The 26155-nt window shown below is 44.6% G+C and carries 19 protein-coding genes and 1 pseudogene; 3 read left to right on the top strand and 17 right to left on the bottom strand.

Translation table 11 applies throughout. The features are described from left to right. Positions 1-33: 33 nt before the first annotated feature. The 11 genes from AAHT65_RS11925 to AAHT65_RS11875 form a co-directional block, all read right to left on the bottom strand. Positions 34-1782 carry a phospho-sugar mutase gene (locus AAHT65_RS11925; protein WP_199680529.1) on the bottom strand — a complete coding sequence of 583 codons (1749 nt, stop codon included), beginning with the start codon at positions 1780-1782 and terminating at the stop codon, positions 34-36. Between the two features lie 166 nt (positions 1783-1948). Then, complete coding sequence (gene glpD / locus AAHT65_RS11920; protein ID WP_343310277.1) at positions 1949-3613, bottom strand: glycerol-3-phosphate dehydrogenase; 1665 nt, start codon at positions 3611-3613, stop codon at positions 1949-1951. 142 nt (positions 3614-3755) lie between these two features. After that, the gene (gene glpK / locus AAHT65_RS11915) at positions 3756-5246 is read right to left on the bottom strand and encodes a glycerol kinase GlpK (protein WP_151291044.1); all 1491 of its coding nucleotides are present in this window, start codon (positions 5244-5246) and stop codon (positions 3756-3758) included. A gap of 16 nt (positions 5247-5262) precedes the next feature. Next, positions 5263-6087 (bottom strand): MIP/aquaporin family protein, encoded by an 825-nt coding sequence (locus AAHT65_RS11910; RefSeq protein WP_010788063.1) that lies wholly within the window; start codon positions 6085-6087, stop codon positions 5263-5265. Between the two features lie 175 nt (positions 6088-6262). Continuing rightward, the gene (locus AAHT65_RS11905; RefSeq protein WP_010788062.1) at positions 6263-6838 is read right to left on the bottom strand and encodes a glycerol-3-phosphate responsive antiterminator; all 576 of its coding nucleotides are present in this window, start codon (positions 6836-6838) and stop codon (positions 6263-6265) included. Positions 6839-6874: 36 nt separating this feature from the next. Further along, entirely contained in the window at positions 6875-8206 is a 1332-nt protein-coding gene (locus tag AAHT65_RS11900) for an aspartate aminotransferase family protein (protein ID WP_151291046.1), read from the bottom strand. 190 nt (positions 8207-8396) lie between these two features. Continuing rightward, complete coding sequence (locus AAHT65_RS11895) at positions 8397-9308, bottom strand: AEC family transporter (protein ID WP_003327837.1); 912 nt, start codon at positions 9306-9308, stop codon at positions 8397-8399. 124 nt (positions 9309-9432) lie between these two features. Further along, positions 9433-10971 (bottom strand): bifunctional GNAT family N-acetyltransferase/carbon-nitrogen hydrolase family protein, encoded by a 1539-nt coding sequence (locus AAHT65_RS11890; protein ID WP_003327838.1) that lies wholly within the window; start codon positions 10969-10971, stop codon positions 9433-9435. Positions 10972-10989: 18 nt separating this feature from the next. After that, a complete protein-coding gene (locus AAHT65_RS11885; protein WP_106272047.1) occupies positions 10990-11652 on the bottom strand; it encodes an HAD family hydrolase in 663 nt (220 codons plus the stop codon). 127 nt (positions 11653-11779) lie between these two features. Next, positions 11780-12202 carry a CBS domain-containing protein gene (locus tag AAHT65_RS11880; protein ID WP_003327840.1) on the bottom strand — a complete coding sequence of 141 codons (423 nt, stop codon included), beginning with the start codon at positions 12200-12202 and terminating at the stop codon, positions 11780-11782. A 144-nt stretch (positions 12203-12346) separates the two neighbouring features. Beyond that, complete coding sequence (locus tag AAHT65_RS11875) at positions 12347-12742, bottom strand: DUF5365 family protein (RefSeq protein WP_106034685.1); 396 nt, start codon at positions 12740-12742, stop codon at positions 12347-12349. A 110-nt stretch (positions 12743-12852) separates the two neighbouring features. Between AAHT65_RS11875 and AAHT65_RS11870 the strand changes: the two genes are divergently transcribed. Next, on the top strand, positions 12853-13764 hold the full coding sequence (locus tag AAHT65_RS11870; RefSeq protein WP_199680530.1) for an RluA family pseudouridine synthase: 912 nt from the start codon (positions 12853-12855) through the stop codon (positions 13762-13764). A 39-nt stretch (positions 13765-13803) separates the two neighbouring features. Here AAHT65_RS11870 and AAHT65_RS11865 read toward each other — a convergent pair whose 3' ends face one another. The 3 genes from AAHT65_RS11865 to AAHT65_RS11855 form a co-directional block, all read right to left on the bottom strand. Further along, positions 13804-14397, bottom strand: a complete 594-nt coding sequence (locus AAHT65_RS11865; RefSeq protein ID WP_088116807.1) for a class D sortase — start codon at positions 14395-14397, stop codon at positions 13804-13806. Beyond that, positions 14394-17966: a 5'-nucleotidase C-terminal domain-containing protein gene (locus AAHT65_RS11860; RefSeq protein ID WP_343310275.1), complete on the bottom strand. Its 3573-nt coding sequence runs from the start codon at positions 17964-17966 to the stop codon at positions 14394-14396. The genes AAHT65_RS11865 and AAHT65_RS11860 overlap by 4 nt, the downstream gene beginning before the upstream one ends. A gap of 114 nt (positions 17967-18080) precedes the next feature. Continuing rightward, positions 18081-21629 (bottom strand): CheR family methyltransferase, encoded by a 3549-nt coding sequence (locus AAHT65_RS11855; protein ID WP_343310274.1) that lies wholly within the window; start codon positions 21627-21629, stop codon positions 18081-18083. A gap of 178 nt (positions 21630-21807) precedes the next feature. Between AAHT65_RS11855 and AAHT65_RS11850 the strand changes: the two genes are divergently transcribed. Further along, positions 21808-22464 carry a spore coat protein gene (locus tag AAHT65_RS11850; protein WP_034718055.1) on the top strand — a complete coding sequence of 219 codons (657 nt, stop codon included), beginning with the start codon at positions 21808-21810 and terminating at the stop codon, positions 22462-22464. Here the strand turns inward: AAHT65_RS11850 and AAHT65_RS11845 are convergent. Both AAHT65_RS11845 and AAHT65_RS11840 read right to left on the bottom strand, forming a co-directional pair. Then, positions 22393-23367, bottom strand: a pseudogene (locus AAHT65_RS11845) (hypothetical protein); the annotation flags it as partial. The gene AAHT65_RS11850 and the pseudogene AAHT65_RS11845 sit on opposite strands and share 72 nt — an antisense overlap. 118 nt (positions 23368-23485) lie before the next feature. Then, positions 23486-24070 (bottom strand): YhcN/YlaJ family sporulation lipoprotein, encoded by a 585-nt coding sequence (locus tag AAHT65_RS11840; protein ID WP_010788050.1) that lies wholly within the window; start codon positions 24068-24070, stop codon positions 23486-23488. Positions 24071-24244: 174 nt separating this feature from the next. On the opposite strand from AAHT65_RS11840, the gene AAHT65_RS11835 reads away from it, so the two are divergent. Beyond that, positions 24245-24634 (top strand): hypothetical protein, encoded by a 390-nt coding sequence (locus AAHT65_RS11835; RefSeq protein WP_343310273.1) that lies wholly within the window; start codon positions 24245-24247, stop codon positions 24632-24634. 36 nt (positions 24635-24670) lie between these two features. Here the strand turns inward: AAHT65_RS11835 and AAHT65_RS11830 are convergent, their stop codons facing one another. Then, the gene (locus AAHT65_RS11830) at positions 24671-26065 is read right to left on the bottom strand and encodes an L-cystine transporter (RefSeq protein WP_004430021.1); all 1395 of its coding nucleotides are present in this window, start codon (positions 26063-26065) and stop codon (positions 24671-24673) included. Between the last annotated feature and the right edge of the window lie 90 nt (positions 26066-26155).

Here is a 26155-nt window from a genome sequence, read left to right as displayed (position 1 = left end):
AATCACCAGCCGGAAGCTGGTGATTTGCATGGTTTATTTCGCTGATGTTTCTTGTACAATTCGGTCTACTGTCTTCATCACATCTTCTGAAAGTGCGGCAAGACGCTGGTCACTGTCTTCCGTAGAAGTGCCTTTTACGGCAAAATAGAATTTAACCTTCGGCTCTGTTCCTGACGGGCGAAGGCAGAACCAAGAACCGTCTTCAAGGAAGTATTTCAATACATTTGATTTCGGAAGGTCGATGGCCTCTTCTTTATTTTCCGCAAGGATCATTCGTTTGCTGACCGCGTAATCTTCCGCTGTCACCACTCGTTTTCCGGCGATTTGCTGCGGCGGATTGCTTCTGAACGAAGCCAGTATCGATTCGATCTGTTCAGCGCCCTGCTTCCCTTTCAGTGTTAATGATTGTAAGCCTTCACGGTAAAAACCGTATTCTTTAAAAAGGTTGATCAAAGCCTCATATAGCGATGTTCCTTGTTTCTTATAGAATGCGCACACTTCAACCGCTAAAAGCGCGGCCTGAATCGCGTCTTTGTCTCTTGCAAAGTCTCCGATCAAATAGCCGTAGCTTTCTTCATATCCGAATTGGAATGTATATTGGCCGGATGTTTCGTATTCTTTGATTTTTTCACCGATAAATTTAAAGCCTGTCAAAGTATCAATGGTATCCAGACCGAATGAAGAAGCAACATCACGGCCCATTTCACTGGTGACAATTGTTTTGAGAACGACGCCATTGTCAGGCAGGATGCCCTGTTTTTTCTTTTCGGAAAGCAAATAATGAAGCAGCAGCGCACCTGTCTGGTTTCCTGTCAGCACTGTGTATTTGCCTTCATCGTTTTTCACGGCAATGCCAAGGCGGTCGGCGTCCGGATCTGTGGCGATTAAAATATCAGCGTTTTGCTCTTCTCCAAGCTTAATGGCGTATTCAAACGCCGCATGCTCTTCCGGGTTAGGGGATTTGACGGTTGAAAAGTTCGGATCAGGAAGCTCCTGTTCTGCGACAACCGTTACATTTTTGTATCCCAGCGCTTCAAGCCCGCGTCTGACCGGTTTATTCGCTGTTCCGTGCAGCGGTGTGAAAATGACGTTCACATCGACTTCGCGTGACAATTCAGGATGTACGGAAATAGAAGTGAGCTTTTCCGTGTAGACTTTATCAATGTCTTCACCGATGATTTTAATCAAGCCTTTTTCTTTTAATACTTTTTCGTCTTCTACTTTGATTGTCAGTTCGTTTTCAATGGCATTTACCTGCTCAATGACGATATCAGCCTCACGCGGCGGAAGCTGGCCTCCGTCGTCGCCGTATACTTTATAGCCATTGTATTCCGGCGGGTTGTGGCTGGCTGTGACCACAATCCCTGCATAAGCTTTCAGTTCTCTGACAGCGAAGGATAATTCAGGCGTCGGGCGAAGCTCATCAAACACGTATGTCTGAATTCCTTGAGTGGCAAGCGTTTTTGCTGCCTCCATGGCAAACTCCGGTGACTTGTGGCGTGAATCATATGCTATGGCTACGCCTCTTTTTTTCGCTTCCTCTCCCTGCTGCAATATGTAAGCGGCAAGTCCCGCTGATGCTTTGCGGACAGTGTATACATTCATTCGGTTCGTGCCGGCTCCGATTTCTCCGCGCATGCCTCCGGTTCCGAATTCGAGGTTTTTGTAGAAACAGTCTTCAAGCGCCTGCTCATTTCCCTCTAAATCAGCTAACAAAGTTTTTATTTCGGGGTCTAATTCTTCTGTTTGTTTCCAACGCTCATAGCTCTTATTCCAGCTCATGTTCGTCCTCCTAATGATTATCTTATGTAGTTATTTTAATATGAAGCGGCTGTCTGTGTCACTTGTTAACTGCGGAGGCTGATATATATGGGATATATAGCCATTTATTTCATCTTCTAAAAGATAAAACAGGCTGTGCCACTAAGGCACAGCCCATCAAATTTTCTTACTGATCAAGCGGCACGACGGCATCGTGCAGCAGCTCATTCAGATGTTGTGTGTGTTTGTTTTTCGTCTGCTCATCCCAGTTGAAACGGTCGCTCATATACTCAATAACAGCATGTTTATACGTTTCCACCCAATGAATGTCAAAGTACAATCTGCCCGTTCTGCGGACAAAAAAGTCTGCAGGCGTGGCTGCCATTTCTTCTTCAATGCTGTAGGCAGCTTCAGCCAAGATATGAACCGGCATCTGGCGTTTGGCAGCTTCTTCTTTCATCGGTTCGACTCTTTTGAAGACGTTCTCTACGTTAGAACCGTATCTGATGGCAAGCTGCTTAGCATCCTTTTCAGACAAACCGATGGCGACGCCTTCTTTTGTTTTTGCATCAACGAAGGAAGCAAGATTTTTAGAGCCGCCGACATGTCCGCCTGAGATCGGCATTGTTTTCGTCTTACAAGAACCGAAGTCCTTTCCGCCTTCTTCTTTTAAGCGGTTGCTTACAAGATCGACAATGTGTTCAGCCATTTTTCTATAGCCGGTCAGCTTTCCGCCGGCGATAGTGATTAAACCTGATTCTGATGTCCATATCTCGTCCTTACGAGAAATTTCCGAAGGATCTTTTCCTTCTTCGTGAATCAGCGGACGAAGCCCCGCCCAGCTTGATTCCACATCATTCTCTGTGATATTTAAATCCGGGAACATATATTGGATCGCTTTTATCACATAATCGCGGTCCTCAGTCGTCATACGCGGATGCTCTAATGCTTCTTTATAAACGGTATCCGTCGTTCCTACATATGTTTTGCCTTCCCTTGGTATCGCAAACACCATACGGCCGTCCGGCGTATCAAAGTAAACCGCTTGTTTTAGCGGAAATACGGATTGGTCAAATACTAGGTGAATTCCCTTCGTATGCTGAAGATGCTTACCTTTTTTCGAATGGTCCTTTTCTCTTAATTGGTCCACCCAAGGGCCCGTCGCATTGACGACTTTTTTCGCATACACTTTATATTCTTTATTGGTCAGTAAATCTTCAATTAATACGCCGACTACTTTTCCTTTTTCGTAGAGAAGCTCTTTAACTTTGGAATAGTTCATAGGCTCGGCGCCGAATTTAACGGCTTCTTTCATTACTTCAATGGTCAATCTCGCGTCATCTGTGCGGTATTCAACGTAATACCCGCCGCCTTTTAGACCGTCCTTTTTCACCAAAGGCTCTTTTTGCAGAGTTTCTTTAGCGGACAGCATGCTTCTTCGTTCCGCCTTTTTCACGCCTGCTAAAAAGTCGTACACTCTCAAGCCGATAGAAGTTGAGAATGATCCGAATGTGCCGCCTTTATGAAACGGAAGCAGCATCCATTCAGGTGTGGTGACATGCGGGCCGTTTTCATATACGATGGCCCGTTCTTTTCCTACTTCAGCGACCATTTTAACTTCGAATTGTTTGAGGTAACGCAGTCCTCCATGGACAAGCTTAGTCGATCTGCTTGATGTTCCCGCCGCGAAGTCCTGCATTTCGCTGAGCGCGACTTTCATTCCCCTTGAAGCGGCATCCAGTGCTGTGCCTGCTCCTGTAATTCCTCCGCCTATAATAAACAAATCATATGTTTTTTTCGTCATTTCCGAAAGCATGTTATCCCGTTCAAGACTTGAAAATTGTTGATTCATTTTTAAGTTCCTCCCAGTTGTCACGGTATATAGTAAAAGAGACCACAACAGCCAAAGCGTATGTCTGCACTTTGGTGTTGTGGTCTCTCCTCATCTCAGGACCGTTATTATTAACTTGTTTTTATTATATCATACTCAATATTTATTTAAAAGCCATAGCTGCTTTTACAGCTTTTTGCCAGCCGCTGTAAAGCTCTTTACGCTGATCGTCTTTCATTTCCGGTTCAAACCGTTTATCCAGGCTCCACTGGTCGGCGATTTCTGAACGGTCTTTCCAGAAGCCGACAGCAATCCCTGCCAAATATGCCGCGCCAAGCGCAGTGGTTTCATTAATCTCCGGACGTTCGACAGGTACATTTAAAATATCTCCCTGGAACTGCATAAGGAAATTGTTTTTAACAGCGCCGCCGTCTACCCGCAACGTTTTTAATGAAATATTTGAATCGGCTTCCATTGCGTCAAGCACATCTTTCGCCTGATACGCCAGCGCTTCAAGTGTAGCGCGGATAAAATGTTCTTTTGTCGTTCCCCGCGTCAATCCGAATACGGAGCCGCGCACATCGCTGTCCCAATACGGCGTTCCCAAACCGACAAATGCCGGAACCACATAGACGCCGTCTGTTGAATCAACCCGCTTTGCATATGTTTCGCTAGACGCTGAATCCTGAAACATTCTTAATCCGTCTCTGAGCCATTGAATCGCAGAACCTGCAACAAAGATGCTGCCTTCCAGCGCGTATTCAACTTTTCCGTCGATGCCCCATGCAATTGTCGTTAACAAACCGTGCTCTGATTTAATTGCTTTTTCGCCGGTGTTCATAAGCATAAAGCAGCCGGTTCCGTACGTGTTTTTTCCCATGCCCTCTTCAAAGCACGCCTGCCCGAATAATGCGGATTGCTGGTCGCCCGCAGCGCCGGCAATCGGAATTTTTTTCCCGAAGAAATGATAATCAATCGTCTCCGCATATACGTGAGAGGACGGCTTTACTTCTGGAAGCATTGATTTCGGCACGCCCAGAATCTCAAGCAGTTCATCATCCCATTTCAATTCGTATATGTTAAACATCAGTGTGCGGGAGGCATTAGAGAAATCGGTCACATGCGCTTTCCCGCCTGACATTTTCCAAATCAGCCACGAATCAATCGTTCCGAACAACAGCTCTCCGTTCTCGGCTTTTTCTCTTGCACCGTCTACATTGTCTAAGATCCATTTTACCTTCGTACCGGAAAAATACGGATCAATCAGGAGTCCTGTTTTATCTCTGAATGTGTCGCTATAGCCTTTTTCGCGAAGCTCCTCACAGATGCCTGATGTCTGTCTTGACTGCCAAACAATCGCATTGTAGATCGGTTTCCCGGTATCTTTATCCCATACAACGGCTGTTTCCCGCTGGTTTGTGATTCCGATGCCGGCGATTTGATCAGGACTGACCCCAGATTCTGATAAAACGGATGCAATGACAGATAAGACGGAACCCCAAATTTCATTTGCGTTATGCTCGACCCATCCCGGATGCGGGAAATATTGTGTGAATTCCTTTTGGGCGGAATGCACGATCTTCCCTTTCTTATTAAAAAGAATGGCTCTTGAGCTCGTTGTGCCTTGATCTAGTGATAAAATATATGTCTCCATAAATAAGCTCCCCTTTTTAAATATATTTTGAATTTGAGAGTGTTTTAGCTGAGTGTTTTTTCGTATAGACATAGAGTCCTAACAATACCACAATTAAAATAACGCTTACAAACCAGAAGCTGATTGTAATATGCCCTTTAAACGCTGCATTGTAGAACACGCCCCCGAAGGAACCGCCTAAAATCGGTCCGACAACCGGAACCCATGCATATTTCCAATTCGATGAACCTTTCCCCGGAATCGGCAGAAAAGCGTGAGCGATTCTGGGACCTAAGTCACGCGCCGGATTAATCGCGTAGCCTGTTGTTCCTCCAAGAGAAATTCCGATGGCCACAATGAGAAAGCCGACAATCAGCGGATTCAGTCCTTGAGTAAATTCATTTGCTCCGATCGCTAATATTCCGAGCACAAGGACAAATGTCCCAACAACTTCACTTAACACGTTAGCGAATAGATGCGGGATACTCGGGCCTGTGGAAAAAACGCCAAGCTTTGCAGCCGGATCATCAGTTGCCTTCCAGTGCGGAAGGTAATGCAGAAATACAATAACCGCGCCGATAATGGCTCCGATCATTTGTGCGGCAATATACGCCGGAACCTCTTCCCAAGGAAAATCTCCTACAAACGCAAGACCTATAGTTAACGCCGGATTGAGATGGGCGCCGCTGATGCCTCCAACAGCATAAGCCGCCATTGCAACTCCCAAGCCCCAGCCAAACACAATGACAATCCAGCCAGATTGATAAGAAAGCGATTTCTTCAAATTGACTCCTGCACAAACACCTGCACCAAAAATGACAAGCAGCATCGTACCAATGACTTCTCCCCAAAATGCTGTCATAGAAATTCCTCCTAAAGTTACTATTCAACAGGTGTGACAGAGTCATAGAGATGAAAAAAACCACAACAAACGGCTTTACGGCCTGATTTCTGCCGTAAAGAGCTGTCGTGGGTCTCCGGATTCTCCATCACAATAAATTAACCTAGTACAATTGTAACAACCGGTGTAAGCGGTGTCAATCATTTTCTGTCAAGAAATTTTCATATTTTTTCCATAATTTGGTGTCTGATGTTGTCACTGCGGTGGCCCCTGCTTTTAACGCCTGTTCGACATCCAGTTCAGTACGAATAAAGCCGCCGGCAAAAATCGGAATTCCCGTCTTCTCTTTTATTTCCTTAATGAGTGACGGAACAATGCCCGGCAGCACTTCAATAAAATCCGGTTTGTGTTTGCCGACAAACTCCATACTTTTCTCCATGGCGCTTGTATCGAGCAAAAACAGCCGCTGGATTGCATAAATTTTCTTTTGCTTCGCTTTCACGATGACGTTTGATCTTGTTGAAATAATACCGGCCGGCTTCATTTCCTGGCAAATAAATTCAGCGCCATATTCATCATGCTTAATGCCATGGATTAAATCTACGTGGACCATCATTTTCTTTCCATGCTTTTGCGCTTCTTTTATAACGCCCTTTAATTGTCCGAGATGAATATCCAAAATCACGCCGTATGTAAATGAGCTGTTTAAAAATTCATCAAATTGCTTCATATTTCGAATAGCCGGTAAAATAGGTTGATTGTGAAAACTCATATTTTGCTCCTTTTTTAAAAATAACTTCTGCCGAAACTACATGGTCAGTATGCTTTCCTTCAGCACTTTTACGATAAAAGAAAGCTCCTCCTCTGTGAGACAAAACGGCGGTGCAAGCTGGATCACATTGTTGTATCCGGCAGCCGTATCGCCATTTTTTCCGATAATCAGCCCTTTTGCTTTACATGCAGCTATGATCTGATTGATGATATCTGCGTCGGCCGGTTCTTTCGTTGTTTTGTCTTTCACAAGTTCGATTCCGATGAGAAGGCCTTTTCCTCTGACATCACCGACAGCCGGGTGTTCTCTCAGGCTTTGAAGCTCGCCTAAAAGCCGCGCTCCCAAATCGCGTGATCGTTGAATCAGGTTTTCATCCTCCATTATTTGCAGATTCTTTAACGCCAATGCACAAGCGGCCGGATTTCCTCCGAATGTGTTGACATGCCGAAAACGGTCATAAGGGGCTTCTCCATTGTAAGCTTCAAAAATCTCGCGTTTGACTGCTGTCGCTGACAGCGGCAGATAAGCGCTTGTAATCCCCTTTGCCATGGTTATGATATCAGGCTGCACTCCATAATTCATAAACCCGAACGGCTCGCCGGTACGCCCGAATCCGCAGATGACTTCATCGCAAATCAAAAGGGCGCCATGTTTACGGCAAATGTCCTGCACCTTGGCCATATACCCTTCGGGCGGCATTAAAATGCCTCCGCCTGTAATAATCGGCTCCATAATGACGCCTGCAATCGTCTCGCTCAATTCCCATGTCATCGTCCGGTCAATTTCTAATGCGCTTTCTAAGGTTTCCTCATCAGCAGGGTTGCGGTAAAGATCAGGCGGGGAGACATGCAAAAAGCCTTGGCCTAAAGGTTCATATTTGTATTTCCGCTGCGCCTGCCCTGTCGCTGCGAGAGCACCCATCGTATTTCCATGATAAGCCCTGTATCTTGAAATGAATTTATGCCGGCCGGGATCACCGTTTTCCTGATGATATTGCCGGGCGATCTTGAATGCGGTCTCATTCGCTTCTGACCCGCTGTTGGAGAAAAATATCACATAATCGCCGCCGAGCCATTCATTCAGCTTTTCCGCCAATTGAATCGCCGGCGTATGGCTTTGTGTCAGCGGATAATAAGGCATCTCCTTCAATTGGCCATACGCCGCCTCAGCCAGCTCCTGTCTGCCATAACCGATGTTCACGCACCATAAACCCGACATCGCATCTAAATAACGCCGTCCGTCAATATCGGTTACACTGGCTCCGTCGGCCTTCTGAATGATGAGACTGTCAGCCGGCTGCGATCCTTTCATAGCGTGCCATACAAATCGCTCATCTTTTTCCTTTAATGCGTGATTTTGCTTTTCCACCTGATCATCCCCATTTCATTATCGTTATAAACATACGATTCTAAAATTGAAAATAGGCTGTCACGAAGGTAATGGTCTTATCATTTCCTTACTTCGTCATGGTGAAGGTTTCCTCTTCCTTCAATATAAAGCCAGACGGCAGCGGAGTCAACAAACCGCGGGACAGGCCCGCATATAAAAAATCCCCTTTCTATGAAAGAGGATGCAGAAGCCAAAGCAATACCGGCAGCGTCACAATACTGAGCATTGTGCTGATGAAGGTGGCGCTTGAAACCACTTCCGGCTTAGTATTAAATTGTACGGCCATTAATGTTGTGTTTGCAGCTGTCGGCATTGCGGCTACAAGGATCATAATTTGCTTTGTCATATCGTCCACCGGCAAAATGAATGTAAAGCCCAAAGCAATAACCGGGGAAATCATAAGCTTCAGCAGCAATGAATAAGAAATTTTTCGATATTCAATATTTTTAAATGAAATTAACGCAAGCTGCATACCCAAAATGATCATAATCGTGGGAATCGCGGCGTTCCCGACAAGTTCGATTGATGTCATTAATTCTTTAGGTATAGAAATATGAACTAGCTGAAGTATTGCGCCAAGAAGTGCGCCGTAAGCGACAGGCATACGAGTCACCCGGTTCATCACAGTTTTAAAGCCGCCGGCGTCCGGACTGCCCTTCGCTGCAAAATAGATGCCGATTGTGCTCATGATCAATTGCTGGAGCACCATTAAGACAACAGCCACATCAAGCCCCGCCGTTCCGTATACAAGTAAAACGACCGGCGTTCCGTAATTGCCGTTATTCATAAATGCCGATGAGAGGATCATGGCGCAGCGGTCCTGATTCTGATACTTATGAAAATAAGATAAAAAATAAACAAGCAAAACGAGAACTAAACAGAGGCCGAGCACAAAAATGAAGAGGTAAAGGTAATCCATCGTCAGCTTATTAGAGTAGAACGTATCAAAAGCCAAAAAAGGAGACATTAAATATAAGGACATTTTGGACAGCGTCTGAATATCGAACCCAAGGGTTTTCTGTCCGATGTAACCGATCGCAAAAATTCCGAAAACAGGCAATAATACAAGCAAAAACTGCATAAGGCACCTTCTTTTTCTATTTACACGCATTAATCTATTTATATTTTAATGAAAGAACGGCACAGTTTCAATTCCGCATTTATAAAGAACGGCCCGCCAAATTCCCGGCGGGCCGTTCTCTGTTTTACTTTTGGTACTTAATTCGGTAAATATCGTGCCTTCTGTCTTTCAACTGGCGCACAGTACCGTCCTGCCGCTGCCTTCTGAGGATTTCTAAATCGACGTCGCCGATGACAACCATTTCAATATTCGGGTTGCATTCTCCGACGATGCCGTCTCTTGCAAACTCAAAGTCTGAAGGAGCGAATATAGCGGACTGGGCGTATTGGATATCCATGTTCTCTGTTTGCGGCAGGTTTCCTACCGTCCCTGAGATAACAGTATAAATTTGATTTTCCACCGCTCTTGCCTGCGAACAATATCTTACCCGCAAATAGCCTTGGCGGTCTTCTGTACAAAATGGCGTGAAGATGATTTTTGCGCCTTTATCCGCTGCAATCCGGGCAAGCTCCGGAAACTCAATGTCGTAGCAGATTTGGATGGCGATTTTACCGCAGTCGGTATCAAATACACGAACCTGGTCACCTGCACTGATCCCCCACCACTTCCGCTCATTCGGCGTAATATGGAGCTTATATTGTTTCTCAATCGTACCGTCGCGTCTGAATAAGTAGGCGATGTTATAAATTTTCCCCTCTTCTTCAACAAAATGAGAACCGCCGATAATATTGACGTTATACTTCACCGCAAGCTCCGTAAAGACGCTGATATAATCCTCGGTGTACTCGGTAATTCTCTGTACTGCCAAGCTTGGTGAACGTTCTTCAAGGAAAGACATCAGCTGTGTCGTGAAAATTTCCGGGAAGACCGCAAAATCAGCACCCGCATCTGAAGCGACATCGACATAGTACTCTACCTGATTCGCAAATTCATCAAAGGAATAGATCTTTTTCATTTCATATTGAATCACACAGATTCTCACCGGAAACGCCGATTTATAATAACGTTTTGTCTGCGGAAGATAATCGACATTGTTCCATTCCATCAGCGTCGCGTATTTGCTTGACGCCATATCATCCGGCAGATAATCTGGATTAATCCGCATCAGTGTAAACCCGTTCATCAGCTGAAAAGAAAGCACAGGATCATAAATTTGGTGGCGGCTCACCTGCTCGACATAAGCGCGTGCGGTCATTTCCTCCACATACTTATGAAAGTTCGGAATCCTGCCGCCGATAATGATGCTTTTCAAGTTTAATCGTCTGGCTAAGTCTTTTCTCGCTTCATATAGACGATGCCCGATCTTCATTCTTCTGTACGTCGGATGAACCATTACTTCAATCCCGTACATATTTAAACCGTCCGGATTATGATTGGTGATATATCCGTCATCGGTAATGTCCTGCCACGTATGGCGGTCATCATATTCATCAAAATTAATCAAAAGACTGGAACAAGAACCGATAATCTCGCCTTCAAATTCTGCACAAAACTGCCCTTCCGGAAAATGTTCCAAATGGCTGATTAAATGCTCTGGCTCCCAAGGCTCCATCCCCGGAAAACAATCCTTTTGCAAGGCGATTATTTTACTGATATCTTTTTCTTCTATATTGCGGATGACCATCTTTTTCTCAAATCTGGTCAAATCAAGTTTCTCAGACAAAACATTTCCTCCTTCTTTCTAGTTCCGGGCGTTCAAATGATCCAAAAGCAGCGCCAGCTCCATCTCAGCCATTGATTCAAGTCTGTGGTCATAGTCCTCGAATAACAAGCTGCCCGTGACTTTGTTCGGCACGATGACGCATTTCATGCCCGCTCGCTTGGCGGCGATTGAACCGTTGACAGAATCCTCAAACGCGATACATTCCGCAGGTGACACACCAAGATTTTCCGCCGCTTTTAAGTATAATTCGGGATTTGGTTTGACCTCTTCCACATCATCAGCCGTTTGAATGACTTCAAAATCATCAAACAGCCCGATTTGTTTCAAATGACCCGCGACCCATTTATAATCAGAGCTTGACGCCAGACCGACTTTTAAACCTAAGTCCTTCGCGGCGTTTAAATAGGCTTCAACGCCAGGTCTCGCTTTTTCAGTCTCCATTCTTTTCGAAAATCGTTCTCTTCTGATTTTCGTAAGCTCGCCATGATCCAATTGTCTGCCCAGCTGTTCTTCTAAGTAGACAAAGGGGCGAAACCCGGCAGCTGTTCCGATTACTTCTCCCCAAACGGATAACGGCAAGGTTGAACCGTGTTCTTCAAATATTTCCTGCAATACTTCGTATTCATGGGTTTCTGTATCCAGAATAAGCCCGTCAAAATCAAATATTAACGCTTTTATCACTGCCCACAACTCCTTTTGACTTTACGAATGAGATGTATGTTTACACTATACCCCGAATTGTCTCTGCTTTCAAAATTGAAACTTTTATGAGAAGAAAGAGCCTGCATAGTGCAAGCTCTTTCGGTTATTACTGCATGTTTTGATGTGAAATGTTTGTCAGCGCTTCTCCCGCAGAGTCGTTTGACAGCTGATTCACCGCTAAATCCCCAAGCGCAACGATCCCGACTAGATTGTTGTTATCTACAATAGGAAGGCGGCGGATTTGGTGCTGGGCCATCAGTTCAGACGCCTCTTCCAAACTCATATTCGGATTCCCGGAAATGACGTTGGATGACATCACTTCAGAAACGGGTGTTTGGCCATCCCGGCCTTGAGCAGTGGTTCTCAATGCAATATCACGGTCTGTGAGCATCCCTTGTAAAACCCCTTGGTCTACAACCGGAATCGCTCCGACATTATGCTGATGCATCAGCGCAGCCGCTTCCTGAATCGTTTGATTTGAAGAAACGGTTGCTACCTGTTTTGTCATTGAATTGCTGATTGAATTCATTGCAAGCACCCCTTTCATCAGTTAGTATGTGCAGGCGGGAGCCGATTAAAAAGGGAGTTGCAGGAAAGAATTTATGATATGATCACATAAGGCCTAAAAAAAGAGCCTTTCCGCATTCAAGGAAAAGCTCTTTCTCCGCATGTATTACATTGATTTTCTTTTATCGGAATAGTCTTGATTTGCATCCGTCTGAAAATCAGACAATGCAAATGGAAAGAACATTCCGCACTCATTCAGCAAGGTGCTGTTTTTATCAAATAATACTTGATCTTTCATGTCATATTGACGATAAGGCTTTGTCAAAATGGTATGTATCATTTGAAGACAAGCCATAATTTGAAAAGCTTCCTTTAATGTTCCTTGGTAATATTGGTTTGTTAGGGACAGAACGCCTTTCTTTTTATAGCGTTGAATGTCCAATTCGGAGAAAAAAAGAGGAAAAACGTCATCGAGCAGTTCCATTGTCAATTCATTGATGAAACTCTCCTGTTCTTCAGTCGCAGCGTTCACAATTCTCACATCAATCACCTTTCTTGCCATCGAATATCCTAAGTCTTTATCAAGAATAGCACAGAAAAAATCGCGAGTGCCAAGGTAAGTGTTTCCTGTTGCATCACCTGCCTTCCTCGCTTCAAAAGGAGATATATACCATGAAACAAAAAGGCAGAGGGCTGGAGCTCATGATCACTGAAAAGCTGGACGGCCAATGGCTGTTTTCCGTTCTTAAAACGGAAGTAAAAGCGTCTAAACCCGTGATTCAAGAATGGATGACCACTAAAAGCATAAAAGTGAATCATGAGCCCGCCGTCCATAATTTCATAGTAAAAAAAGGCGACCGTTTGTTTATTGACCTGCAAGAAAAAGCAGAATCAAACGTGATCCCTGAATATGGAGAAATTGAGATTTTATTCGAAGACAGCCATATGCTGATCGTAAACAAACCTGCCGGAATGCCGACTCATCCGAATGAGGAAGGCCAAACCGGCACACTCGCCAACCTGATCGCTTATCATTTTCAGGCAAATGGCGAGCAAACAAAAGTGCGCCATGTTCATCGCCTTGATTTGGATACGTCAGGCGCTGTCGTATTTGCAAAGCATCGGCTCGCCCATGCGATCTTGGATCAGCAATTAGAAAAAAAAGAGCTCAAACGCACGTATATCGCGCTGGCGGAAGGAAAGCTGAAACCGAAAAAAGGCATGATTGATTCACCGATTGGACGAGACAGGTCACACCCGACGCGGAGGCGGGTTTCTCCGGGAGGCCAGGCAGCCGTCACTCATTTCCGGGTAAAAGGCTATCACCCAAAAGCCCGTCTTTCCCTGGCTGAATTGGAACTGGAAACGGGAAGAACGCACCAAATCCGCGTCCACATGGCAAGTATCGGCCACCCACTAACAGGAGATGAACTGTACGGAGGAAGCACTTTTATTCTCGACAGGCAGGCCCTGCATGCGAAAAAGGTCCAAGCCGTCCATCCGATAACGGGGGAATTCATCATTGCCGAAGCACCGCTTCCCGCTGATCTGGCGGAATTATGCGGAGACTATTTTCCCCAATAAAAAAACCATAGCCGCCGGGAACTAGTCCCGTGCGGCTGTTTATGATGTTCGCTGTCCATAGATGATATAGCGTTTCGGTGCGTTGCCGACATAGGAAAAGGGATAGCATGTTGTCAAAATCAGTTCTTCCCTATCATGCTGAAGCGTGATGATAGAGGTATCGTCTTTATCAACGATTTTAGTTCCGGTGATTTCATAGGTGAATGCCCCGTATGACACAAGGATCTCCAATTTGTCTCCTTTTTCAAGCTCACCCGTCCGGCGAAAAACGGTATCTCTGTGGCCCGATAACACAATTTGGCCGTTGTCCTCCGGGTAATAGCTGTCTTTGTAATGCCCGACTCCTTTTTCTAAATCATCGGCATCCGTGCCTTCCACTATTGGAAGCTCGGCTTTTATTTTAGGGATCTTCAATATGCCGCTGGCCTCTCCGATCTTGGGCTTGAAGTCTGCTTTTTTTTCTTGAGAAACTTCGGCGCCGCCTGCTGAATTATCGCTGCTAGCCACTTCCCTCGCTTCTTCAAGTGATCGCTCGGTTTTCATTTTTGTATCGGCCACTTTCCATCCCCCATAGCCAGTAAGAGCGAGACCCGCTGCGATAATCAGAATCGGGATGTGCTTCATTTTCTTCATTTAGAACTGGCGCTCCTTTTTCTTCTGACATAAACATAAATACCGGATAGGGTCATCGCTGTACCGATGACGATGAAGTTATAATGGCCTGCCGAGGTGTCAGGAAGCTTGTGTGCGGCAGGCTGCTTCGCTATTTTATTTTGTATGGGGAGGGCACTTATTCCATCTGTCATGCCGATCGGCGCCGTCTGACTTTCTGTAATTCCTGTAACGCCCTCAGTGACGGCAGGAATACTTTGATGATGATTTTCTTTATCAGCCGGTGTGTTTTCAGGTTGGTTCAAAGGAGGCTGGTTCGTTCCCGGCTTTGTATCGGCAGGCGCTCCGTCATCCGGATCTTGCCCCTCTCCTTCTTTCGCTTCCGCCTTTTTGATTCTTCCGTCTGCTTTATAGGAAATGGGGTCCTTAAAGCTTTTTACGAATGCTACAGTCGCCTCTATATCCTCCGGTCCTGTCACCGGATTTTTGCCGAGTGAGCTGATCGGCTTGTACTTTGTTCCGGCTGCCGTCGCCATAAAATTATTAACTGTCAGTGTATAGCCAGTCTCAGGCTGAATAGCTGTGCCGTCTGCCATTTTGATGTCAATCACTTTAGCCGTCTCTGGATCCCATGTATAAGTAAAACCGCTTATGCTGTAATCTGGACCATAATCGGGCGAAATTTGCGCATTGATGATGTCGGTAAGATCCTTTCCTTTGATTTCGAGTTTTGTTAACACATTTCCGAATGGCTGAATGTTAAACAGGTCTCCCCATGTAATGGGCCCTTTTTTCAAATTTTGGCGGATGCCGCCGCCGTTCATCAGCGCAAAATCCGAATTCATCGCCGTCTTCATCCCATCGGCGATCAAGTTTCCGAGCGGAGTGTCACCTTCATTTGAATACCCGCCATTCATATCGGCTGCTGCTTCTCCGACGACCTCGCTGATAATCGGATCAACAACGGTTTGATATTTGCTTAAAATGCCTGCCGCCGCCGGGTCTGGTTTTATTTTACTTTGATCAACATATTCGATGTCCGCCGACTTCTTTACAATATCCTTTGTCTTGCGGTCGATTTCTAGATCAACGATACCAATGGCTTTGCCGTATTCAAAGGCTTGGACAATGAGCTTTCCGTTCACCTCGCCGTTTACAACTTTATGGTTATGTCCGGCAAAGATAATGTCGATCTCTGAATCTGTCTTCTTTGCCAAATCAGCCGATTCACCGGTGATGGAGTTTCCGTTCTGTTCAGCCGTCATATGGGCGAGAACGGCGATTGACCTGACGCCCTTTTTCTTCAGCTCGGCTGCAGCCGCATTCACCGCTTGTACTTCATCAGTAAACTCAATCTGTTTGATTCCTTCGGGCATCACCATTCCAGCTGCCGATTGGGTGACAACACCGATAAAAGCGACAGGTACACCGTCAACATTAATGATCTCATAAGGCGGCAAGAAAGGTTTTCCGCTCGATTTCATTTTACAATTCGCACAAACGAGCGGGAAGTTTTGCCCGTCATATCCGCTTGTTCCCTTTTCTTCAGGATGCTCTCCGCCTTTTAGCATCCTCATCAATTCATCGGTTCCTTCGTCAAACTCATGGTTTCCGACCGTTCCGACATCAAATCCAACCTCCTCCATCAATTCCACAGTCGGTTCATCCTGCAGCAAGGAGGATACCGGCGAGCTTCCGCCAATCATATCTCCGGCATGTACAAGAAGCGTATTTTCTTTTTCGGCTTTTCTCTCTTTCAAATAGGCTGCGGCAAAATCCATGCGCCCAAAAGTGCCGTCTGTTTTACCGTCTTGATTGAGATCGAGCTCATATCGCTGATCTATTTTTCCGTGCAGGTCATTCATGCTTAAAATCCTCAGCGGTATATTGGCTTTGTTTCCGCTCTCCCGTTTCTTATATCCGGCAGACTCTGCTTCCTCCGGGGAAGAAAAGAAAATTCGGTGCTCGACAGCGATCTGCTTCCATTCTTCAGGCGGCACATAGGTTTTGTCTGAAGAGTCGCCTACATATCTTGTCAGGCCTTTGCCTTGTTCTCTTGCCCGGAATTCAAACGGCATTTCCTTCAGCGGGTTTGCTTGATTCCAAATTCCTTTTTGCTCTTTTTGAGCTTCGGCCGCCGCTTTTTGAAACTTAAGATAATCGCCTTCATGATCGACCGGCCAAATAAAGTATGTCGGAGCATAGCCGTTTTTCACCAAGTCTAAGTTTGCGTTCAGTCCATCTTCAGTGAAAACTTGTCCAAGCAGCCTGCCATAGCTGTCCTTTGCCTCTTGACCGACCTTGACAGTAATTTTATCACCGGGAGAAAGAATGGTTTTTAAGTAGTTTGATGCTTTTTGGCCGAATGTTAATTGGTTCTCATCCAGTTCATTTTTTGGCGTGTGATATGATTCGGGCGTATCTACATGTACGAATCGAATTTTTGTCGAGCCAAGTATAGGTGTTTTTATGTTTATTGTGTCACCGTCAACGACGCGGTCCACCACTCCTTCATATTCACCTTCTTGAGTAGGGGGAGCAGGCTGATCTTTCAGCAGTTTGATATCACCAGGCTTCCTCGGCAGCAGCTGAAGGGATTGGTATCGGCTTAAAATCCCCGTGCATTCATACCATTTGCCGGCTGACAGTTCATTGATGATGCCCGTTTCCTCCATCACTCGGAGCGTGAGGGAATGGTGATCATCATCAATCATTGTCACGTTATAGCCCCCTCCGGCTTGTGAACTCGGTTTAGAAGCGATATAAGCTTTTACAGTGACAAGCCGGCCTTCATAAGCGGCTCCTCGGTCACTGTTTACTAATTCGTTTATGGTGAATGATTCTGGTTCTGGAAGCGGTTGTTTTGCTGCTGTTATCTCGATCCCGGATAAGCCGGGAATGATTTCAGTCAAGCCTTGGTACTTGGCTATTTTTCCGGTTACGGTCACTTCCATGCCTTCTTTCAGCTCTGGAAACACTTCAGGTGTACCTGAGTAAATATTGATTCCTGCCGTGCCGTCCTGGATAAATGTTGAGAGCTTTCCGCCGCCGATCGCAGCTTGGTCCGCAGTCACTACCCCTTTGATCTTCACTTGTTCATTCAATTTGCTGCGGGCATCGTGAATGGACATAAAACTGTCTGCGGGGGGTTCCTCAATGCCGCCGTTCAGACTCATTGATTGCACTTTCTTCAGGCCTGTTGTCTGAAAATATGCTTCAAGCTCTCCCTGAACCGTTATCTTTTCGCCCAGAAGCTGCGGATTCGTTTTAAGGCCGAATTGATTTCTGAATGAGGAAGGTATTTGGATGGGGAGCAGTTTCTCGGGTGATGTTTCGTCTTTGCTGTCAGCAATGGCTGCATTGTAATCGTTAGAAAACGGACTGCTCAGCTTGTAGTTCTGGTTTGAAATGGCCTGTCCCACAATAAACCCTTCTGTAACAGCTTTTCCTTCTTTTTGCTGCAATGCCTCTTCAACTGACATTGTCTCGGCTGCCTTAGCGGCCGGCAGTGCGTACAACGGCATGTTTGTTATCACTAGTAATGTAATAAGCACACAGTAAATCGCCCGTGCGGTACCTTTTCTCCCCATAAATTCTCCCCCTTTTTTAAAGCAATCTTCTGATTTACACACTATCGGTTCTCCAGCCAGATTCACGGATTTTTCTATTATGAAAAAGTGAACGCCGCACCCGGGCGTTCACTTTTATTTTTTAGATACGGGCAGTTTAATCGTCACTTTTGTGCCTTGATTTTCAGTACTTTCGAATTCGATCGTGCCTTTATGACTTTCAATAATTTTAAAGCTTACCATGAGGCCGAGACCCGTTCCTTTTTCTTTTGTTGTATAAAAAGGCTCTCCCAGCCTTTCCATCATTTCCTTGGAAATACCTTTCCCTTGATCCTCAAACGTCAGCTGGATATATCCGTTTTGATACACAGTATGAATGTGAATGTCACCTTCAATTTGTTCCATCGATTCAATCCCGTTTTTCAGCACATTCAGAAAGACTTGCTTAAGCTCATTTGGAACTCCCTTTATATCAGGCAGCTTATCATTCAGATTTTTGATAACCCGAACGCCTTTCAGCATGGCCTGGGACTCAAGGATTAATGAAACATCCTCCACAATATCGTTGATCTGAATCGTTTCAAATTGGACTGATTTTGATCTCGACAATACTAAAAATTCATTAATGATAGATTCTAATCTGACAAACTCGGACATCATGACTTCCGCATAATCTTTTTGATATTTTTTACTTTGAATCATCAGCTGCAAAAATCCTTTCAAAGAGGTGAGCGGATTTCTGATTTCATGGGCGATCCCTGCTGCAAGCTGGCCGATCGCAGAGAGCATCTCAGATTTCATCAGCATTTTTTCAGACTGCTTTTGATTTGTAATATCCTCGGCAATTCTCATAATCCGACCGACTTGTCCGGAATCGTCTTTAACCGGAAGAAGGGTGACATACTCCCATCGGTCAAGGCCGTCTTTATCCTGATAATACAGCTCGCCGGACCACCTGTTGTTTTCCGGAATGGAATGCCAGTGGGAGCTGAGCTCGCTCAGCTGAAAATATTGATCATAAAGCTCAAACACGTTCTCGCCGATAATCTCATACTGCTCTTTGCCGATCATTTCGCAGAAACGCTTGTTCACATATTTAATTTGCCCGTCCGCCGCAGCGATTAATATGTTTGCGGGGCTTTGTTCAACTGCTTCGGAGCTGATTTGAAGCGCTTTGTTTGTTGATTTCAAATCCGTAATGTTGACGAAGGTAATGACTACCCCTTCTACTTTATTTTCGTTTGTATAATACGGCATCATTTTGACATTGTACCAATCGCCATTTTGCGCCTCGACTTCTTTTTGGATAAATCTCTTGTCTTTTAGTGTGAGCTGAATGTCTTCAAAATAATTTTCATATTTCAGCCTGCTGGAAATATGATAAATCGGCCTTCCGATATCCCTTTCGATCAGATGAAACACATTTTCCGCCTCAGGTGTGAACAGCTTAATATGGCATTGTTCATCGAGAAAAATCGTAGCAATATTGGTATTGATCAGCAGATTATCCATGTCTGTCGTCATGGCTGTCAGCTCTTCAATCTTCTTCTCAAACTGCTGATTGACAGTCATCAGCTCTTCATTGACAGACTGCATTTCTTCATTTGTCGATTGCAGCTCTTCATTGGCCACGGTCAGTTCTTCATTTGTGCTCTGCAATTCCTCGTTAGACGTCTCCAATTCCTCAATGGCCGTTTGCAAATGCTGTTTGGTTTCATACAGCTCTTTTTCAAGATCAAGTATCCGCTGATGATAAGCGGAATCTTCATCAAACATCAAAAGCTCGTGTTTTGCGCTCTTTTCTCGCTTATATTTCTTATTCTCGATAAACAAAATATATAATTGATAATGGTTTCTTTTTAAGCTTTTTAAGGTCAGTTCTACGTGAGCAGGTTTGCCTCCGACAGACACTTTCATGTTTTGAAACTTCACTTCAGTGTTTGTCGCTCTGGCTTTTTTGAGCGCTGTGCTGATGGGAACCGATAAATTTGCAGGAAAAATATTGTATATGCTGTAATTGCGTTTGCCGTTTGGAAATTTTAAATATTGATTTGCGCTTTCAGAGGATGCGATGATTTCTTCTCTGTCATTTAAAATCATGCATGGTTGCAGATATTGATCAATCAGGGATAAATACATTTCATCCATTTGGTGAAATCCCATCAGCTCATAAATTTTATTGCATTTTTCTTCCTGCTCATGCTTCCTTTCAGCATGGGCTGCCTCAGACAATTGATACTTGATTTGTTCTGCCGACCCTGAATTGCTGAAGACCTTCCATTTTCTGTCCGCAGGCGTATAGAGATTGGTCATTTTTCCGATTGTTTCACTTGGGCCAAGCATCAGGTAGCCTTCTTCACGCAGAGCAAAATAAAAGAGAGACAGCACCTTCTCTTGGAATTCCTGCTGAAAATAAATCGTAACATTACGGCAGCTGATAAAATCAAGATCCACAAAGGGAGAATCCTTGATTACATTATGGGGAGCAAAGACCACATGCTCTCTCAGCCTCTTTTTAACCACATAGTTCGGCCCTTTTTTTTCAAAATATTTAACCAGCCATTCAGGAGGAACGGGGGATACGGCCTGTTCCGTATATGTCCCTTTACTTGCTTTTTGTATGGAGCTTTTATTAATATCTGTGGCGAAAATCTGCAAGTCGATTGCCGCTTTACGTTTTTCAATTTCTTCACAAAACACCATGGCGACAGAATAGGCTTCTTCACCCGTGGAACAGCCTGCGACCCAGACACGGCAAGATTTTCTCCCTTTTTTGATATTGTTCTCCACAATCGCAGGAACAAAATGCTTTCTTAACGTGTCAAATGATTCTTTATCTCTAAAAAAATGGGTGACCCCGATGAGAAGATCGTTAAACAGCAGCTGCAGCTCTTCGGGATGCTTCATGACATACCTATTGTACTCATCAAGGCTCAGCATCTGTTCATCAAGCAAATTCATTCTCCGCTCAATCCGGCGGCTTACGCTGTTCTTTTTATACATTGAAAAATCAATGCCTGTCTGCTTTTGGATCAGGTAAACGGTTTGTTCTATCGCTTCATCAGATAATTTGTATTTCACTTGGTTTAAAAGCTGATTCATATAGGCGGCGATTTTTTTCGGACGTTCTACAAAATCGGCGATCCCCGATTTGATCACATGATTCGGCATGTCCGGACATTGGGCCGACTCGTCCTGCGCCATGCATATCCCGCCGTGTTCATGGATTAATTTCATGCCTTCCGCGCCATCCCGTCCTTTTCCGGATAATATGATGGCAATCGCTTTTTCTCTTTGGGACAGAGCCAACGATTTGAGAAAGTAATCTATCGGATAATTGATCTTTTCGTTTTCATCATATGTATGTACTTGTATCGTATGATTTTCGATTTTAATATTATGATTAGGCGGACATAAGTAGACGGTTTTCCCCTTTAGCGTTTCTCCGTTTCTTGCCAGACGCACATCCATTGACGTATATTTTCCGAGAAGTTCCGGCATAAAGCTTTTGTACTTCGCAGAAAGATGCTGAACCACAACAAAGCAGACATTGAGGCTGCTTTTAAATGCTTTGAAAAACTCCTTAACCGCATTCAAACCGCCCGCAGATGCTCCGATGCCTATAATGGCCGGTTTCTGTTTGGCAATGTCTATCGGTGATACTTCCATTAGTTCTTCTTGCATCCGTTACCCCCACCAGTAATTGTTTAGTCTGTCTGAAAAATATTCGACAGAGAGACACCAAATCCTTTCATTCCTGCATATTGTTTCATTTTTCGGAACGCTTATCGGCTCTTGATGCATAAAAAACTACATTCACTCACATGATAAATGTGATTTGAAATAAAGGAGGATACCCGATTTGGAACAGCAAAATCAGCAACAGTCACAAGTAAACCAAGGAATACCGAGCAAACCGCAAGCTAACCACGGCGGGCACGAAATGTTTGATATGCATGAGGTGCTGGTAGGAACCATCAATGTTCTTGACCAATTTATCATGTTAAGACAGTTTGTCCAAGATCAAGAACTGCTGGGGATATTGGACCGCCAATATCAGTTCATTTTGTCACAGTACAACTTGACTGCAGAATGCTTTAAAACAGGCAGTGAGCCATCCCAAAAAACGGCTACGTACTTGATGAAGGAAGACAACCAGACAGTTTACGGCATGAAGCCTTCACAGCCTCATAAACCGCTTCAATCTATGACAGATATTAATGACGGCCTCATCAGCAGACAGATGCTTGTATCTATAAAAGCACAGGCATCCATGATGACTATGGCTTCTCTTGAAATGACGAATCCAGCCGTCAGACGTGTGCTTTCAGCCCAAATTCAGCAATTCGTTGAAATGGCTTTTGAAATTTTTCTCTATCAGAATAAACACGGATACTATCAAGTTCCGCAGCTGAATACTCAGGATATGCAAAATATGCTGAACGCATTCGCTCCGGCTCAGGGACAGCCTCAGATGCCTCCGAATAACGGAAGCATGGGACAGCAAGGCCTTCATTAAAACAGAAGCGGCACTGGACCCGGTATCCAATGCCGCTTTCTTTTTCTCATATTTATGGGTAAAGTCCTTTTCAAATTGAGTCAGGCTCTCATTTGTCGCTGCTTTAAACCCTTTTTCGAAATTCTGCACTTCCGACGTCTTCTTCATGATCTTCAAAATAATGTCTTCTCCAAACGTTCCCGTCAGTTCATTTATCATATAGAAGCTTTGTAAATACACATCGGTTTGATAGGCTGATCTGGCTTTTTGCCAATTCTCATCTGTATCAAGCTGCTCAAACGGAACGACAGCAAACGAAACCGGATCGATCACCAGTTCATAATTAGCCGTCCACTCGCTGGTCCCCTCGTGAAACCATAAAGGAAAATCATCCGGATCGGTTTCAAGCTCCCTCAATTTCTGATGAAACGCATAGTGGGTGAATTCATGTATGAATAACCGCTGATACAAATAGACCGCCATATCATTTTCTTTCAAAAGCTCTTTCTTTTCCTCCGGCATGATGCCGATCAGCTTCTCCTGCTCAGAATAAAAACCTGCAACCTCCGCCAGGCCGGAGTAGGCTTCTATCTGCTTTTGATTCGAAAAAAATATAATATCCAGATGCTCTGAGCCTGCATATCCTAAAATGATTCTATTCATGTTTGCTGCATAATCCAACGTCTCTTTTGTCAGCGGAAGCAACGGCTTTTCTTCAGATGTATAGTAAACAGTCACCTGGTGAAATGACACTTTTTCCATATGTTCAGTCACTTGCTCTTTCGTTAACCCGGAGGCTTGACTGTCTGGTTCTGACAACATATACATCGCACTTGATACGATAGCTGAACTTACAGCAAAAACCACAAGTATTCCGCACAGGATCAAAGCCAACGCCTCGCGTTTTCCCATGCCGTCATTCAAACGCCTTCCCCTCCCCCGAGCAGTCCTTTTTATTCTCTAACCTATGCAGATGGGGAAAAGGAAGTGACAATTGAGCATAGAAAAAAGCCGCAATCCATGATGCGGCTTTTTTTCATTGTTATTCAGCGTTAGGGAACACACGCTGTACCATCTGTCCAAATTCATCAAAGAATCCTGCTACCGGATCGCCATTTTGAATCCGATCGCCATAACCCTGCATCCGCTCTACAAAATCTGGGTTTGCAGAAACAAAGACATTGTCAATCGTTTTATCAGCAGATCTGACCTTATCTGAAATTTTCTTTTTCAGTTTGTTTTCAACTTCGCCTTTTTGTCCATTTGTCAGAACAACAGCCACATATGCTTGATCTCCGGCTACTATGACATTTGCATGTTTTACCTCTTTTAGATCAGTTATCTTATCAGCCGCCTTGTCGGCTACTTCCAGTTTGCGGTTCTGATTGTCATTCATGTTGTTGTCGTTGTTGGCGTTGTTATCGACGTTATCGTTGACGTTGCCATTACGACCATTATCAACATTGTTCATATTTCTTGTCCCGTCATTCTCCGGGTTGCGGTAGTTTACATTTTCGGGCCTGTTATTATCACGATTGCCTTCTCCTTGATTAGCCATACCGCATCCAGCAGTTATGAGCAAAGGGATGAGAAACACAGACATGACAGCTTGTTTTTTTCCAAACATTTAAATTCCTCCTTTATCACTTTACTTATAGGTTTTTCTAATCAGCTTTATTTATGCACAAATAAAAAATACAAATTCCTCCACAAAAATGCTTTTCCAAGAGGAAAGAAAATGGATAAAAAGATTTGCGCAGGAGAAAATAGCAGTAAACGTATAACTTAAGGAGGGTCCATATTGTTTAAGCAAAGAAAAGGGATCAATCCGGCCGCATTGCTGATCGGTTCATCTGTACTTCTTGCAGCTTTATCCCCAGAAGTACGCAACAGGGTTCGCGGTTTTATGGCAGGCCTAATGAATAAAGAAGATTCGCAGCAAATGAAAAAAGATTCTCAACAGCAGAAGGCCGGCACTTCCGATGTAGGGAATATGATCAAGCAGGCGTTTGGCGGGGAAACCCAAACACAGCAGCAACAGTCCCATCAACAACAGCAGCAGGCGTCACCCGCGGAAAGAAAGCAACCGCACTACGCTGAACCGATTCACTTTGACGAAAGTGCCGTAAACGTAATGAATGACAACACGATCATGAATATGATTGAAGATTTAGAACCCGGAAGCCATTAAAAAAACGTGTAATCCGTTTTGGATTACACGTTTTTCTTATGCCCCCTCTTCCGCTTCAATTACGGTCGATTGGTCATTAAATACTGCTGTATCAATATCTTTTGTGGCTTTACTGGTGATCAAGCCTGCCGTCATACTTCCGCTGACATTTAATGCTGTCCGTCCCATATCAATTAATGGTTCAACGGAGATCAGCAAACCAGCGAGCGCAACCGGCATATTCAGTGCAGATAATACAAGCAGAGCGGCGAATGTGGCGCCTCCTCCGACACCCGCTACACCGAAGGAACTGATTGCGACAACCGCGATAACCGAAACAATAAACGCAGGATCTAACGGATTTTGCCCGACTGTCGGAGCAATCATGATCGCAAGCATCGCGGGATAAATACCGGCACAGCCGTTTTGGCCGATTGACAGCCCGAAAGAACCGGCGAAGTTGGCAATACCTTCTGGCACACCCATGCTTCTTTGTGTTTTGATATTAAGCGGCAATGAGCCCGCGCTTGAACGTGATGTAAAAGCAAAGATCATGACAGGCAGCGCTTTTTTCACATACATAAAAGGATTTAAACCGCTGAATGTCACGAGCAGCAAATGAATGATAAACATAACGATCAGCGCCGCGTATGAAGCAATGACAAACATACCGAGCTTTAAGATGCTGTCAATATCGCTTGTCGCAATCGTTTTCGTCATAATGGCCAATACACCATAAGGCGTCAGCCTCAAAATTAAGGTCACAACGCGCATGATGATGGAATATACGGCATCAACCATCTTTTTAAATGTTTCCGCCTGTTCCGGCTGCTTTCGTTTAACCCCGAGAAATGCGACGCCAAGAAAAGCGGCAAAAATGACAACCGCAATCGTAGATGTCGGTCTGGCTCCGGTAAAATCAAGGAACGGATTGCTCGGCAGCAGTTCGATCATTTGCTGCGGCAGCGTTTTCGCCGTCATATCCTCGGATTTTTGCTCAAGCTCTTGCCCGCGTGATAATTCAGTATCCCCTTGGTCGATTTGGATCGTTTGAAGATCAAAAGAAAGGGCAGACACAATACCCACTGCGGCAGCAATTGCTGTTGTCGCAATCAAAATGCCAAGAATCAATCCGCTGATTTTACCAAGATTTTTTGTGAGTTTTAATTTGGTAAAGGCTCCGAGAATCGAAATAAACACAAGCGGCATGACAATCATTTGGAGCAGTTTGACGTATCCGCCCCCGGCAATATTAAACCAGTCTGCCGTCTGCGTAACAATGTCCGAGGCAGGCCCGTAAATCAACTGCAGCGCAAACCCAAACACAATTCCGAGTCCAAGAGCGGTGAACACACGTTTAGAAAAGGAAACGTGTTTTTTTTGCATAACAAACAGCCCTGCTATAAGTAAAATAATGATGAAAAGATTTAAAATGACTAATAAAGTCGCCAATTCAGGTTAACACTCCCTTACAGATTTTCCTTTTAAAAATATATTACACAAATTCCTATGGGTCAAGTAAGAATTAATGATTCATTTCGT

The organism is Bacillus atrophaeus (genome assembly GCF_039519175.1).
Taxonomy (GTDB): domain Bacteria; phylum Bacillota; class Bacilli; order Bacillales; family Bacillaceae; genus Bacillus; species Bacillus atrophaeus.
Note: the sequence above shows the minus strand (reverse complement) of the source record. Positions and strands in the feature narration are given on the sequence as shown.

What these genes read in the sequence shown, in the direction of transcription:
- AAHT65_RS11865 (WP_088116807.1), bottom strand. Translation starts at nt 14,397, where the DNA reads ATGAAGAAAATGAAGCACATCCCGATTCTGATTATCGCAGCGGGTCTC.
- AAHT65_RS11840 (WP_010788050.1), bottom strand. Translation starts at nt 24,070, where the DNA reads ATGTTTGGAAAAAAACAAGCTGTCATGTCTGTGTTTCTCATCCCTTTG.
- glpK (WP_151291044.1), bottom strand. Translation starts at nt 5,246, where the DNA reads ATGGAGACATATATTTTATCACTAGATCAAGGCACAACGAGCTCAAGA.
- AAHT65_RS11855 (WP_343310274.1), bottom strand. Translation starts at nt 21,629, where the DNA reads ATGCAAGAAGAACTAATGGAAGTATCACCGATAGACATTGCCAAACAG.
- AAHT65_RS11880 (WP_003327840.1), bottom strand. Translation starts at nt 12,202, where the DNA reads ATGAATTCAATCAGCAATTCAATGACAAAACAGGTAGCAACCGTTTCT.
- AAHT65_RS11905 (WP_010788062.1), bottom strand. Translation starts at nt 6,838, where the DNA reads ATGAGTTTTCACAATCAACCTATTTTACCGGCTATTCGAAATATGAAG.
- glpD (WP_343310277.1), bottom strand. Translation starts at nt 3,613, where the DNA reads ATGAATCAACAATTTTCAAGTCTTGAACGGGATAACATGCTTTCGGAA.
- AAHT65_RS11925 (WP_199680529.1), bottom strand. Translation starts at nt 1,782, where the DNA reads ATGAGCTGGAATAAGAGCTATGAGCGTTGGAAACAAACAGAAGAATTA.
- AAHT65_RS11875 (WP_106034685.1), bottom strand. Translation starts at nt 12,742, where the DNA reads ATGGCAAGAAAGGTGATTGATGTGAGAATTGTGAACGCTGCGACTGAA.
- AAHT65_RS11860 (WP_343310275.1), bottom strand. Translation starts at nt 17,966, where the DNA reads ATGGGGAGAAAAGGTACCGCACGGGCGATTTACTGTGTGCTTATTACA.
- AAHT65_RS11870 (WP_199680530.1), top strand. Translation starts at nt 12,853, where the DNA reads ATGAAACAAAAAGGCAGAGGGCTGGAGCTCATGATCACTGAAAAGCTG.
- AAHT65_RS11895 (WP_003327837.1), bottom strand. Translation starts at nt 9,308, where the DNA reads ATGCAGTTTTTGCTTGTATTATTGCCTGTTTTCGGAATTTTTGCGATC.
- AAHT65_RS11910 (WP_010788063.1), bottom strand. Translation starts at nt 6,087, where the DNA reads ATGACAGCATTTTGGGGAGAAGTCATTGGTACGATGCTGCTTGTCATT.